The organism is Protofrankia sp. CiP1_Cm_nod2 (assembly GCF_920664355.1).
Taxonomy (GTDB): Bacteria; Actinomycetota; Actinomycetes; order Frankiales; family Frankiaceae; genus Protofrankia.
In genome coordinates, this window is the sequence record NZ_CAKKTL010000064.1 from 4467 (window position 1) to 18609 (window position 14143).

Here is a 14143-nt window from a genome sequence, read left to right on the forward strand (position 1 = left end):
CCACGCCAGCCGGATTATGAACGGGCCGTAGTGGCCGTAGTCGGCCGGCCACCAGTCCTGCGAGGTCGTCAGGACCTCGGCGACGTCCCGCTTCACGGCGGGGAGGTCGAGGGTCCGGAACGCCTCGGCGTAGCTGAACTCCTTGCCGAGGGGACTGGCCACCTCGGGGTTCTTGGCGAGAATCCTCAGGTTGAGCCGGTTCGGCCACCAGCCGCGGTTCCCGCCGCCCTGGGTGGGGTGCGGGACACGCCCGTTCGCGGCCGGGCGACTACCACTACTCTCCGCGTTTGTGTCGTATACGACCGCATCGTGGTTCTCGGACATTGAGATTCCTCCCGGGCCTAGGCGGATCAGGGGCGGTCAGGAACTGCGTGCGGTGGAGCAGCCGGTACGCAGGCCCCAGCGGATGACCCCGGCCTCGTCGGTCGAGAAGCCGCGGCCGTCGGACGCGGCCGGGCAGGGCACCTCACCAACGGCGCGGCCGACGTCGGCGATGACGCCGGATGACCGGCGCACGACCCGGCACACGACATGGTGATGGCCGTCCCCTGCCCGCGACCCGCAGCGAGAGCCACGGAGCCGGACGGACGGACGCGCCGCACCGGGCTCGTGGCCGTCAGCGCACGCAGCGAGTCGTACCCGGCCTGGTGGGACGCCCCGGGCAGATGCCCGCGCACGGCGCCGGCGAGCGGGTCCGTTGCGGCGCACGGACGCGCCCGCACCGCGCTCAGCACCGCCATCCGAGGACGGGCCGCGCGCAGGGTGGCCCCGCGCGGTATCTGCCGGAGGTCCACGGCCGTAGTCACGTCCCCGACCCTGGCCCGTTTTCTGGAATCAGTCAAGAATCCAGAGGGCATGCTTTCTGATCCGGAACGGCCCGGGCCCGCGTCCCGGAACATGGCGCGGACGCGAAGGCCCCGGGCTCCCGCGGCCAGAGACCGCCGGCCCGGAGGGACGCTGGTCTCAAGCCGAGCCCCTCCGGGTGGCGGGCGTAGTCACGCCGCGGTCATGCCGCGGTCACGCCATGGTCACGCCGCGCTCGCGCCAACGGTCACCCCAGCGGCGCGCTCGCGTGGCGGGACGGACAGGCCGTCGGGCTCGGCGGCCGCGCGGGGCCGGGGAAGGAACTTCGACGCGCCGTGGATGGCCAGGACGCACAGGGCGATCGTGAGGAAGGTCGCGGCCCACACGAGCCCACGGGAGAAGTCCTCGCCGTCCAGGTGCAGCGCGATGATGATGGGGCTGCCGATACCGAAGTTCGCCCCGAACATCGTGATCGGGAAGGCGGCGAACAGCGAGGCCAGGCCCCAGGGGCTGGAGACGCGCCGCCAGATCTGCACGGCCAGGACGGTGAACAGGACCGTCTGGGTGCCCTCGAGCACGCCGATCACCGCCGGGTAGTTCCAGATCCGCAGCTCGTAGGGGCCGTAGTAGGTGTAGACGTCGACGCCGGTGCCGATCGTCTCGAAGACGCACGAGGTGAGGATCTCCGCCCCCCAGATCGCGAACAGCCCCCGGTAGCTCAGACGGCCCTCGTACATCCGGCGCCCGGCGTACAGCGCGACGGCGGCGTACAGGATGATGTAGCCGCTGTGCGTCCAGTTGGGCTGCACGACGCCGAAGGCGCTGAAGTGCGACCACATCGCGCCCGGCTTGCCGGCGGCGTCCGCGTCGAAGAACCACAGGTCGAAGGCGACGTCGTACAGCGGCTCGGCGAACGCCCCGACGCCCGCCGCGAGCAGCGCGCAGAGATAGAATGGCGTCCGCTCCCTACGCCACAGATAGAGCGCGACCATGATCATACCGAGCACGAGAGCCCAGCTCACCCAGGTGAAGATCGACTGCCAGAGCAGATCGAGCTCGTGTGACACCACGTCCCGCGGCATGCGTCCCAATGAGGGCCTCCTTCGCCGGAGCCATCACAAATATGACGGCCGTCACTCCGGACGTTAAGAGGTGTCACGGGAGCGAAACCTCCCCTGTAGGGGGGCTGTCCCTCCATCAGCAGGGGGAAACAGGGAAAAACAAAGGGCGGCTGGCGTCCCTGACAGGCGCCCGGGGGCCCTTCTCGAGACCGGCGTGGGACGGCTGGAAGCGATCCCCCCGCGTACGTCGAAGTTACCGGAAAGCGTCGCGGGTGCCGGTGACCGCCCGCGGGCGGCCGCGCTGGCCGCCGGCCGGCCGGCCCGGCCCGAGGGGGTGGTCGCCGGTGTAGCCGACCGTGCTCAGGCAGAGCAGGACGTACCGTTGCGCGATCGCCTCCGGCGGCAGCGGCCCGTCCGGGGAATACCAGATGGACACGCTCTGGCACATGGTCAGGACCGCCCGGCTGGCGTCGGCCGGGATGGGGGTGGTGAAGTGGCCCTGGGCGACACCCGCCTCGACCGTGTCGAGCAGCATGTGCTCCAGATAGTCACGCAACGCGACGTACCGGGCCCGGTTCTCCGGCTCGAGGCTGCGGATCTCGGTGTCGAGGAAGGCCAGCCGGTGACGGTTGGTCATGTAGAGCACGACACACTCGACCATGGCCGAGAAGCGGGCCGCCGGGTCGTCACCGGCCTCGGCCACCGCGGCCCGGCAGCGGTCGAGGACGTCGCGGATGGAGGTCTCGATCAGGGTGACCAGCAGGGCCTGCTTGTTCTCGTAGTGGTAATAGAGGGCCGGGACGGTCACCCCGACCCGGCGGGCGATGTCGCGCACCGACGTGCCGTGGTAGCCGTGCTCGTGGAACGCCTCCATGGCGTGCCTGAGCACCGGGTGCAGATTCAGCGGTGGGTATTCGCGCCACCGCCTCGCGGCACCGGCGGCCGTATCCGGTGCCGTGTTCACGCGGGACTCCTCAGGGAATCACCGGGGAAATCATCGGGGGGCCATGCGAATGGCGCCGTCCAGGCGGATGACCTCACCGTTGAGCATGGGATTGTCCACGATGTGCTGGACGAGGGCAGCGTACTCCTCGGGACGGCCGAGCCGGCTGGGATGCGGCACCTGCGCGCCCAGGGAGCTGCGGGCCTCCTGAGGCAGCGTGGCCAGCATCGGGGTCTCGAACAGGCCGGGGGCGATGGTGACCACCCGGATCTGCCGGCCGGCGAGGTCGCGGGCGACGGGCAGGGTGAGGCCGACGACGCCGCCCTTGGACGCGGAGTAGGCGGCCTGGCCGATCTGGCCGTCGTAGGCGGCCACCGACGCGGTGTTGACGATGACCCCGCGCTCGCCGTCGACGGGCTCGTGGGCGCTGATGCGGGCGGCGGCCAGCCGGATGACGTTGAAGGTCCCGATCAGGTTGATCTTGAGCACGCGGGTGAACAGCTCCAGGGAGAGGGGGCCGTCCTTGCCCAGCACCCGGCCGGGGGTGCCGATGCCGGCACAGTTGACCGCGACGCGTACCGGCCCGAGCTGCCCGGCGATGTCGAGGGCCGCGGTGACGTCCTGCTCGCTGGTGACGTCGGCGGGAGTGAAGACGGCGCGGTCCCCGAGCTTGGCGGCCACGGCCGCGCCGTCGGAGGACGGCAGGTCCACCAGGGCCACGGACGCCCCGGCGTCCAGCAGCCGGTACGCGGTGGCCAGGCCCAGGCCGGAGGCCCCGCCGGTGATGAGCGCGACACTGCCTTCGATGTTCACGGAGCTTTCCTCCCACGGAGTGCGGTCTTTCCCCGGTGTTCCGGGAGGGCGTCCCGCTTGTCTGTACGGCGTCCGGCCCGGCTACAGGCGCTCGATGATGGTGGCGTTGGCCATCCCGCCGCCCTCGCACATGGTCTGCAGACCGTACCGGCCGCCGGTCGCCTCGAGGTGGTTGACCAGGGTGGCCAGCAGCCGGACACCGGAGGCGCCCAGGGCGTGGCCGAGCGCGACCGCGCCGCCGCGGGGGTTGAGCTTCGCCGGGTCGGCGGCCAGCTCGCGCTGCCACACCAGCGGGACGGGCGCGAACGCCTCGTTGACCTCGTAGGCGTCGATGTCGTCGATGGACAGCCCGGCCCGGGCGAGGATCTTCTGCGTGGCCGGGATGACACCGGTGAGCATCAGCACCGGGTCCGAGCCGGTGACGGCGAAGGCGTGGAACCGGGCCCGGGGGCGCAGGCCCAGCCGTTCGGCGGCCCGGGCGCTGACGATCAGGGTGGCCGAGGCGGCGTCGGTGAGCGGGGAGGAGTTGCCCGGGGTGACGTGCCAGCCGATCTCCGGGAAGCGGGCCGCCGAGGGGACGCCGAGGAAGGCCGGCTTCAGCCCGGCCAGCCCCGCCACGGTGGTGGAGGGGCGTACGGTCTCGTCCACCCGGTGGCCGCCCACGGGCACGATCTCCCGGTCGAAGCCGCCGGCGGCGGCGGTGGCCGCGGCCAGCTGGTGGGAGCGGGCCGAAAAGGCGTCCAGCTCCTGGCGTTCCAGCTTCCAGCGGGCGGCAATCAGCTCGGCGGACACCCCCTGCGGGACCAGGCCCTTGGGGTAGCGCCGGGCAAGCAGCGTCCCGGTGGTGTCCTGCCCCTGCGCCGGGGAGCCCATCGGTACCCGGCTCATCGACTCCACACCGCAGGCGATGACCACGTCGTAGGCGCCCGCGAGCACGCCCTGGGCGGCGAAGTGCACCGCCTGCTGGCTGGAGCCGCACTGACGGTCGACCGTGGCGCCGGGCACCGACTCGGGCAGCCCGGCGGCGAGCAGCGCGCTCCGGGTGATGTTGGCCGCCTGCTCGCCGGCCTGCGAGACGCAGCCACCGATGACGTCGTCGACCAGGGCGGGGTCGATGCCGGTGCGTTCGATGAGCGCCTGGAGCACGCCCGCGAGCAGGTCCACCGGATGGACACCGGACAGCGCCCCGCCCGGCTTGCCCTTGCCGGACGCGGTCCGTACCACGTCGACGATCACGGCGTCGCTCATCCCGCGCTCCTCTCAGCGGTGAGAGGACCCGTCCGTGGCCGGTCTCTCGGCTTCCACGGGCCGGCTTCCACGGGCCTCCCAGGCAAACCACGATCATTTATTTATCGATCGATAAACAGGGACGCTAGGCTCCAGTGGCAGGCGCGTCAAGCGGTGGACGTGATCCCGCCGCCAGCGACCGCAACGAGCCCCACAGCCGATGACCGGCAGAAACCGTCATCACAATTGAAGTAACGGAGAGGATTTTCCCCCTTCGGGGGATTGACCCCCATCCCGCCTGCTCTATCGTTCACCCCGGCCATCTTAGCGATCGATAAACAAGACTTCTTTCTGTCCCGATCGGGCCACCCCCGACCAGGGAGTTCCACGGCGGAACGCACGCGCCACGAGCGGGACCACGTGGGCTTCCGAACCACCGTCCGGGATCTCGTCGCCCGCGAGGTCGTCGACGGACGCCGCGTCCCCGGCGCCACCGGCACGGGATCCGATCCCGCCGGCAGCGCCGTGCCCGGTGCGACAGCCCGCGCCCTCGGTGCCGCTCGGCGCCCTCGGTGCCACCGACGCGCTGGTCAGCCTGGTCGGCACGGCCGAGGAACGCGCGCGGGCCCTGCGCCTGCTCGGCGCCGGCCAGCCCGCCGGAGCAGGCCCGGCGGCCGGAGCAGTCCCGGCGGCCGGGGCGCGAGAGGTCCTACCGGGCGACCAGCCTGCGGACGTCCGCCGCTGAGGTGCCCAGCCCGGTCGGAGCGCCGAAGGGCCGCCGGTCCACGGCCGGGTGGTAGCGCAGCTCGATCTCTTCGTAGCGGTGGGTCCCCTCGTGCCAGCGCAGGATGCCGGCCAGCCAGTTCTGCAGATCATGGACGTAGCCGAGCAGCGCGTCGCGGACGTCGCCGTCAAGCTGAAGCCGGTCGAACAGCGCCGGCAGCTCGTCGGCCACGATGTGCTCGAACTGGCGCATCCGGGCGGTCATGAGGTCGTTGACCACCTCGACCGCGCGGTCGCGGCCGCAGCCGAGGAAGTTCTCGACCACCAGCACGCAGTTGTGGATCTCGCCCTCGAACTGGATCTCCTTCTGGTAGGAGAAGACGTCGTTGAGCAGGCAGGCATAGTCGGCCGCGGCGTTCTCCAGCGACCGTACCGGCCGGGTGCGGAAGATCTCGGCCGGCACGGTGTGCGCGTGGGCGAGCCGGCACAGGCTCATCGTCAGGTCGGAGCCGAACGTCGCGCGGCGCATCTCCAGGTAGTCGACGGGGTCGGGGATGCGGTTGACCGCCTGGTTCGCCAGCTCCCACAGCCAACTGTCGATCATCACTTCGACGGCGCGGCGGAAGGCGGCCCGCGCGGCGGGCCCCATCGGCCCGGCGGTGCGTTCCCACAGGTCGGCGAGGCCGCGCTCGAGGGCGTTCGCCGGTACCTCGGTGGCCGGGCCGTCGAGGGGCATGAAGGCGCGCAGCCGTTCGTTGCTCAGCCGCGCCCCGGCCAGGTTCCCGCTCCGGCCGAAGATCACCGGGTAGTAGTCGTCGCCGTAGGTGCCCCAGGTCAGCCAGCTGGTGGTGAGGTCGAGCTCCGCCGCGGAGGCGTCCGGGTGGATACCGGCCGAGCACAGGGCGAAGTCGAACGCGACCAGCTTGTGCTCGTCCCAGATGCCCGGGACCGGGTCCAGCATGCCCATCGCACCCGCCCAGCGGACGACCGAGCGTCGCGAGGCGTCCAGGTGCGGGCTGCGCCCGGTGCTGTACGGCAGGTAGAACTCGGGCAGCCGGGTCGGCCCGACCACCCGGAACGGCACGTTGGCATGGGACCGCAGCCGCCGCGGCGCGGTCGCGAGCAGGGACGGCACGACCCGCACCGCCGAGGTGCCGAGGCTCGGCGTGCCGGGCAGGCCGGGCAGCCCACCCACCCCGGCGGGCAGCCCGGGACCGGCCGGGACGGCGTCGAGGGCCACCTCGCGGTTCATGTACCGGCTGGAGCGCAGATGCCACTCGTGGCCGCCGGACTGCCAGTCCTGCAGGCCCTTGACGTATGCCAGCGTCGCGAGCCGTCCCGCCGGGTCGATGCCGTGCTCGTCCAGGACGGCCGGCAGCTCCGCGGCCGCCGTGTGCTCGAACTGGTGCAGCCGGGAGGTGAGCAGGTCGTTGACGGCGTCGGCGGCCTGCTGCGTGCCGATGCCGAGGAAGCGTTCGACGACCAGCACCCCGTTGCTGAGCTCGCCCTCCTCGGTGACCTCCCGCTCGTAGGAGAACAGGTCGTTGCGCAGGTGGACCGCGTCGGCGAAGGTGTCGCGCAGCACCCGCAGCGGACGGGTGGCGGCGACGGCGGCCGGGACCTCGGCGTCCGCGGCGTGCTCGACGAGGTTCGCCGACCAGGGCGCGCCGCCGACCTTGCGGCGCATCTCGACGTACTCGATCGGGTTGGCCAGCCGGCCGGCGTTGATGTTGGCGAGTTCCCAGAGCGACTCGTCGAGCAGGTTGCGGGTGCTCACCGCGAACCGTTCCCGCCAGTCGGCGGACCTGGCGGGCACGGTCCGCGTCCACAGGTCCGCGAGCCCGCGCTCGACCGGGTTCGTCGGCTCCTCGGTGATCTCGCCGTCGACCGGCATGAAGGCGGGCAGCCGGTCGAGATGGGCCCGCCCGCCCGCCATGTCGTGCGTCCGCTTGTAGAGCTCCAGGAAGTAGTCGTCGAAGTAGAAGACCCACACGTACCAGTCGGTGACGAGGTTCAGCCGCTCGGCGGTGGCGTCGGGATGGGTGTAGGCACACAGCAGGGCGTAGTCGTGGGCGTCGAGGTCCCGCTCGGTCCAGATCGCGGTCCCGCCCTCGGGCGGGTCGATCATCTCCATGGCCCGGGCCCACGCCCGGCTGTGCTCCCGGGCGGCGTCCAGATGGGGGCTCAGGCGCGCCGGATAGGGCACGTAGAACTCGGGGAGGGTGAAAGGCTGCATGATTCTCCGGGAAACCCTTCTCTGCCACTGGTGCGGGCGGTCACGCCCGGAATGCGTCACCGAATACCGGCGTGTCGCCGCGGCGCGCTGGCCGCGGCGACACGCCGGCGGGTGGGCTCAGCGCCCGATCTCGACGCTCTCCAGGATTCCGAGCGCGTCCGGGACGAGGACGGCGGCGGAGAAGTAGGTCGTCACCAGATACGAGATGATTGCCTTCTCGTTGATGCCCATGAACCGGACGGACAGCCCCGGCTCGTATTCGTCGGCGAGGCCGGTGTGGTGCAGGCCGATCACACCCTGGTTCTCCTCCCCGGTCCGCAGCGCGATGACGGAGGTCGTTCCCGTGGCGCTGACCGGAATCTTGTTCAGCGGCAGGAGGGGGACGCCACGCCAGGCCGGCACGTGCTGGTCGTGGAACAGGACGGTCGCCGGGTAGATTCCCCGCGCGGTGCACTCCCGGCCGAAGGCCGCGATCGTCCGGGGGTGGGCAAGCAGGAAGTGTGTGCTGCGCCGCCGGCTGAGCAGCTCGTCGAAGTCGTCCGGGGTCGGCGGGCCGGAGCGGGTGTGAATGCGCTGGCGCAGGTCGGCGTTGTGCAGCAGGCCGAAGTCGGGATTGTTGACCAGCTCGTGCTCCTGGCGTTCGCGCAGTGCCTCGACGGTGAGCCGCAGCTGCTGCTCCAGCTGGTTGATCGGCTCGTTGTACAGGTCGGCCACCCGGCTGTGGATGCGCAGCACCGTCTGGGCGACGCTGAGCTCGTACTCCCGCGGGGCCAGCTCGTAGTCGACGAACGTGCCCGGCAGGTCCGGCTCGCCGCTGTGCCCGGCCGCGATCGCGATCTCCGCCTCGCCCTGCCGGTTGCGCGGCGGCTGCGGGCGGGAGCGGTAGTCCGCCAGGTGCCCGCGCAGCGCGGCGTCCCGCTCGACGACCTCGGCGAACTGCTCGCGGGTGAGCACGAGCACGGTGGCGGCGGTCAGGGCGCGGGCGGTGTACTCCCAGGTCAGGTCCGGCTCGACGAGGACCTCGTCACCGAAGTACTCGCCGTCGGCAAGCACCCCGAGGGAGCGCTCGTCACCGTACTCGCCCGGGCCGAATTTTCCGATCTTGCCGTGGGCGACGAGGAACACCGCGTCGGCCGGCGCGCCCGTCTCCACCAGGGCGTCGCCCGGTGCGTACTCCCGCTGGGCGAAGCGGTCGGCGAGAGCGGTGAGCGCGTCGCCGTCGAAGCCCCGCAGGGCGGGCAGCTCGGCGAGCTCACCGGGCACCACTCGCACCTCGGATCCGGTGGAGGTGAACGTGATGAGCCCGTCGCCGAGTATGTAGGTCAACCGCCGGTTGACCCGGTAGACGCCGCCGGCCGTCTGGACCCAGGGCAGCACGCGCAGCAGCCACCGGGAGGTGATCTCCTGCATCTGGGGGACGGACTTGGTGGTCGTCGCGAGATTGCGCGCGGCCGCCGTGCTCAGGCTCAGCCGGGGGTCCTCACCGGTCACGCCGGGGCCGGTCGATACGGGCTCGGTCATGCGGGCTCCACCTCTCTGTGGTTCTTCCAGGGATCGGGGCAACCGGGCACCGGCGGTACGCCGTGCCCTTAACCGATGCGCTGTCCGGTCGGTGTCCCCGCGGGGTGCGCGGGACGGCCGGCCGGATTCGTCAGGGCTGTTCCGGTACTTTCCCGAGAACTTCTGGCCCGCGGCGGCGCCGGCGCCGCTCCGACAGCGCCGTGTCATCTTTTCCGAGGGCTCCCACCGAACGTGGGAAAGACAGTGGCGGGGATTCTCGTGGCATCCCTACGGCCGCGGTACCGGCGTTGGAGACGCGCCCGGGCCAGCGGCCCGGTCAGATCTCCAGGAACGCATACGGATGATCCCCGCCCTCCATCCGTCCGGATGATCGCGCGGTCAGCAGCTTCATACCCGTGGACCCCCCGTCATGTCGCGCCGTTCGGCGACATGCGCTTTGTTCGCTGTCGGTAAGCGCGTGGCCGCGCATCGGCAGCCTCCTCCATCGGAGCCACGGGCGGCAAGCACTTTGCGGAACTACTCGAGGACTGGCCCGGAAGGTGGCCCGTCTAGTCCGCTGACCGATCTTGTCGGTTACGGACAGTAAAGGACGATGGGGCCGGGACAGGAAACATCTCCGGGCAACGCGTCGCGGCCAGCTCGGCCGGCCATCGGAACGCGATCATTCAACCGATTCCCCCGCCGCATCGGCGGCGACCGGCATGCGGGCCCGTGGCGCGGCCATTCCGGGCCGGCCGGCAGGCGGGGGCGTTCACCGGGCATGCCCGCGACGGCACCCGAAAGTCATAGCGAGACAACTCACCAGGGCTTCGGAGGACGCCGGCCACCCAGCGCTCGACACGCCCTCAAGCGATCAATTGCTAACTGTGAGTTACGAAAGCATCGGCACTACTAGTAACTAATATCCATGAGATATTCCCGCTTTCCAGTCATTTCGTACTAGTTCTCCAGTTCGACTTTTGTGTTTTATGTGTGTTAGTTGTGTTTTATGAAGATCGCAAATGGTCGGGCTGACGTGACGGGCAGCGGATGCGGGCGCCGATCGCCGGCGCGAGGGCCTCGCTGGAACGCGTCCGGCTCCGGATACGGGGGCACTACACGACCGGGACCGTGGTCGACGTCGACGTCGACGTCGACGAAGATCCCGATCGTTACACTCGCCACACCCCGACGGTTGATTTCGTCACTCGGAACGGCGACCGCCGGGTCGAGCGGCTGCTGCACCCGGTGGGGATTCAGCACGACGTAGGCGCCCGCATCCGTATCCTGTCCGGCCGCACGGCCTGGGCCACGTCGTCGTCCCGGATTTCTTCCAGGGATTCCGGAGCATCCTTTTCCTCCCGTTCCCGGTCGCGTCGGGGCTCGTCTTCATAGGCGTCGGCGTCGTGCTGCTGACCGGCGTCGGCCGAGTCGATCTCTGGAATGGCTGGGTCCTCTCGACCGGCTAGCCGTACGGACGGTCGTCATACAGATAATCGACAGTCCCGACGTCCCACCGGACGCCAGGCCGGAGCGGGAGCCGACAGGCATCAGAGATCACACGAACGTATGCATACAAGCAAAAGTATGAACTTGGGGCTATACCGAGCTGACGCTGATCGGCTGCTCCCGCGAGTTTCGACCAGTGGCTCGGCGGAATCGAGGCGCAGGACGGTCCGCCGAGGCGTTGCCAACCTCGGCGGACTTCTCAGTGCCTACCAGGCGCCATTGACGACGCAATAGCGGTCTGTCGCACAGAAACAGCCTGCCGCGCAAACGCCTCTATCGGCATTGCCCGGATCGCGGCCCGTCCACGATGTTGCCGGTCTGCCGCAGTTCTGGTTCGTTGCCGCCGCAGCTCAGGGGGCCGGTGACATGGTTGGCCTCGAATGCGGGCACAGCGTCCTCCGGTAGCAGGCCGCTGCCGCTGTTGGCAGTGATCCGCGCCGGTCCCGTGACCGTGTTGGCCGAGGCTTCGAGACCTCCGCTGTTGGCCTCCAGGGTCAGCGGGCCCTGGATGGTGTTGCCCATGCAGGCCGTCACGTCGTCGTGATCAGCACCGATCAGGACGTAGCCGCTGCTCGTCCGGATGGTGACCGGCCCGGCCAGCGTCGACCGGCAGACGGTGACCGCGACGGCACCGCTGGCGGACAGGGGGCCGGTGACCTCGGCGCCCAGCACGGCCAGGGCTCCACCGGGCTGTATGGTGACCGGCCCGTCCTGCTGGCCGCCGGCTCCTATGCACAGCGACCGGCCGGTGGCCACGATCAGAGGACCGTGGTGTGGTGTCGTCGTGCACGGCTGGCTGAATCCGACGGTGATCCCGGTGGGTCCTGCCGTGGTGCTCGGCGCGAAGCGCGGGTCTCCGCTGTAGCTGGCGGTGACCGGATGGGATCCGGGCTGGAGCGCGCCGGTGCTGAAGCTGGCCTGACCACCGCTGACCGGCACGGTGGCCAGGGGTGTTGTCCCGTCCGAGAATGTGATCGTGCCGGTCAGGACGCCCGCGGCCGGGTAGGCGGGGCCTACGGTGGCGGTGACGGCGACGGCGTGCCCGAACAGCGGGGTGGACGTACTCGGAGTCAGCGTGATCGCGGTTTCGTACCGGAACGAGACGATCGCTTTGCCGCTGCCGTGGCTGACGCCCGGGATGAGGGAGACGTTGGTCGCCGCTGGCGTCGCATACCCGCTCCCGCCGCCGCCACCTGCCCCGAAGAAGCCGCCGGGCTCCCCGCCGCCGGAGCCACCGCCACCGCCGAAGTAGCCACCCCCTCCGCCGCCGCCCCCGTTGCCGCCGCCGCCCCCGTTGCCCCCTGGGCCCCCGCTGCCCGGGTTGGGCTGGCCGGTGTTGGGGTCGATGTCGCTGCCGGGAGCGCCAGGGCCGCCGGCAGCGGAGTTGGGGCTCCCGGTCCCGGGGGCGCTCTGGGTTGCGCCGCCGCCGGCGACACCGGACCCCGCGGGTCCGCCGCCCTGCCCGCCGGCCTGCCCGGTGGGACCGCCGCCGTCGCCGCCGTGCAGGAGGGGCCCACCGTTACCGGCCCCGCCGCCGCCGCCCGCGACCAGGAGCCGACCGGACTGGCCGGAGGGGGCGAGCCGCACGTCCGAGCCACCGCCGCCGGACCCGCCTCCGCCGTGCGCGCCACCGCCGCCGGCTCCGTGGCCGATGCCGCCGGGCCGGGCGAACTCGCCGTGCCGGGAGGTTCCGGGGATGCCGGCGGCGCCCACGGTGATCTGGAGGATCTGCCCTGGGCTGACGGCCAGGGTGGCGCGGGTCTCGCCGCCGAGCCCGCCGGCCGCGCCGTCGTTCGGCGGGTGCGGAGCGACGAAGCCGGCCGCGCTGCCGCCCTCGGCACCGAACAGGTCGACGCTCACGGCGGTCACCCCGTCCGGGACGGTGAAGGTGTCCGTCCCCGCAGCGGTGTAGGTGCAGGTGGGCGGGGAGGTGGTGAGGACGCCGCCCGCGCCGCAGGGTTCGGCCGCGCCGGCCGGACCGGCGGCTACGGCGAGGGGCGTCCCCATGACGGCGGCCAGGAGGCCGGTCGCGCCGGCGGCCGCGATCGCTACGGCTCTGGACATGATGAAACGACGGTTCACGGAAATCGACGGCGCCTTTCCGGGCCTGCGGAGGTGGTGGAATGCTGAGATGGGTGATCCGCGGGCAGGCCGTGTTCGGCCCGTGCCCGCCCGCGGGCCGGTGCTGCCGGTTTTCAGACGCCGTCGTCGGCGCACAGCACCCAGACATCGGAATAGGTGCTCGGCGAGCTTGTGCCCCCGGTGTGGGTGAAGGCCGTCCAGTATGCCGCCGTAGTGGTCCCGTCACCGACGGGATTGCCGCTGGAATCGCTGGGGAAGCTGCCGTTGAGATGGTCGCCGCCCGAGCCCGGTCCGGTGAAGTCGGTGGTCGTCACGCTGCCCCCGCTGACGGCGGCACCTCCGCTGACCAGTTTCCCGTCCTGACCACCGCAGCCCACGGTCGCTGTCTGCCCTGTGGTCGCTGAGGCCGGGCCACTCACCTCGCTGTACCGGATTTTCACGGTGACTCCACTGACATCGATGTTGTTCCCGCTGCAGACCGCGTAGGCGTAGGTCGTGTTGTTGCTGTTGCCTCCGCCGCCGTTCCACCCGACGGCGGTCCAGGAGTCCGGATTGGTCTCACCGTCGGCCGCGGCTTTCTGGCCGTAGTCGTGTCCGGCGTTGTTGAAGGTGGGGAAGCTGGCGATCGGCTTGAGGCTGCCGATACTGGCCGGTGTGGTACGCGCCCCGCCGCCGAGCAGGACCGTGTTCGCCGGGCAGGTGGCGGTGACCAGGCCCACCGTTGAGCCGGACGTGGGCCCGGAAATCTTGTTCATGACCACCTGGGTGTGACTGATCAGACTGCTGGTGAGGCACACCGCGTAGGGAGTGGTGGAGAAGGAGGCGTTGACCGCGCCCCCGCTGCCACCGATACCGAGCCAGTGCGTCACGTCGGTACCGACGGCCCCGGTGGAACCGGTGTATTCGGTGCTGCCGTCGGAGCTGGGCTCGGTACCCATCACATGGTTGCCGTTCGACGACGAGCCGGTACCGATGGCCTGGTTGATCCCACCTCCGGAGATGAGGCCGCCGCTACAGTCCGCGTGGGTCGAGATCTCGGAGAAGGCCGATCCGGGGCCGCTGGTGGCCCCCGGGGTTCGCACGGTGACGCCCACCGTGTTGGCGTACGCGACTCCCGGCACCGTGACAGCCAGCAGCGCACCTGCGATCAGCGCTTTTCCCAGGACAGGATGCCGCAGCGACCTCATCCTCATCGGATCTCCCTTTCTGACTTCGACGCGGCGGACATGTGCGCGCAACACCGTC

At 70.9% G+C, this 14143-nt stretch carries 9 protein-coding genes and 2 pseudogenes; 1 reads left to right on the forward strand and 10 read right to left on the reverse strand.

The genetic code is table 11. The features are described from left to right. From NBW84_RS09575 to NBW84_RS09600, 6 genes and pseudogenes are all read right to left on the reverse strand, one after another. Positions 1-324: pseudogene (locus tag NBW84_RS09575) on the reverse strand (catalase/peroxidase HPI); the annotation flags it as partial. 36 nt (positions 325-360) lie between these two features. Next, a pseudogene (locus NBW84_RS09580) lies at positions 361-740 on the reverse strand (transcriptional repressor). A 288-nt stretch (positions 741-1028) separates the two neighbouring features. Then, positions 1029-1895, reverse strand: a complete 867-nt coding sequence (locus tag NBW84_RS09585; protein WP_445548678.1) for a hypothetical protein — start codon at positions 1893-1895, stop codon at positions 1029-1031. Between the two features lie 223 nt (positions 1896-2118). Continuing rightward, on the reverse strand, positions 2119-2829 hold the full coding sequence (locus tag NBW84_RS09590; protein WP_250283748.1) for a TetR/AcrR family transcriptional regulator: 711 nt from the start codon (positions 2827-2829) through the stop codon (positions 2119-2121). A 30-nt stretch (positions 2830-2859) separates the two neighbouring features. Then, positions 2860-3621, reverse strand: a complete 762-nt coding sequence (locus NBW84_RS09595; RefSeq protein ID WP_250283750.1) for a 3-hydroxyacyl-CoA dehydrogenase — start codon at positions 3619-3621, stop codon at positions 2860-2862. An 81-nt stretch (positions 3622-3702) separates the two neighbouring features. Continuing rightward, positions 3703-4869, reverse strand: coding sequence for a thiolase family protein (locus NBW84_RS09600; protein WP_250283752.1), 1167 nt, complete (start codon positions 4867-4869; stop codon positions 3703-3705). Positions 4870-5380: 511 nt separating this feature from the next. Between NBW84_RS09600 and NBW84_RS09605 the strand changes: the two genes are divergently transcribed. Next, positions 5381-5593, forward strand: coding sequence for a hypothetical protein (locus tag NBW84_RS09605; RefSeq protein ID WP_250283754.1), 213 nt, complete (start codon positions 5381-5383; stop codon positions 5591-5593). Here the strand turns inward: NBW84_RS09605 and NBW84_RS09610 are convergent. From NBW84_RS09610 to NBW84_RS09625, 4 genes are all read right to left on the reverse strand, one after another. Beyond that, on the reverse strand, positions 5558-7807 hold the full coding sequence (locus tag NBW84_RS09610) for a family 2 encapsulin nanocompartment cargo protein terpene cyclase (RefSeq protein WP_250283756.1): 2250 nt from the start codon (positions 7805-7807) through the stop codon (positions 5558-5560). The genes NBW84_RS09605 and NBW84_RS09610 overlap by 36 nt on opposite strands. A 117-nt stretch (positions 7808-7924) precedes the next feature. Continuing rightward, complete coding sequence (locus NBW84_RS09615; protein WP_250283759.1) at positions 7925-9328, reverse strand: family 2B encapsulin nanocompartment shell protein; 1404 nt, start codon at positions 9326-9328, stop codon at positions 7925-7927. Between the two features lie 1761 nt (positions 9329-11089). Next, entirely contained in the window at positions 11090-12880 is a 1791-nt protein-coding gene (locus NBW84_RS09620) for an Ig-like domain-containing protein (protein ID WP_250283761.1), read from the reverse strand. A gap of 131 nt (positions 12881-13011) precedes the next feature. After that, the gene (locus NBW84_RS09625) at positions 13012-14091 is read right to left on the reverse strand and encodes a hypothetical protein (RefSeq protein WP_250283762.1); all 1080 of its coding nucleotides are present in this window, start codon (positions 14089-14091) and stop codon (positions 13012-13014) included. Positions 14092-14143 lie beyond the last annotated feature (52 nt).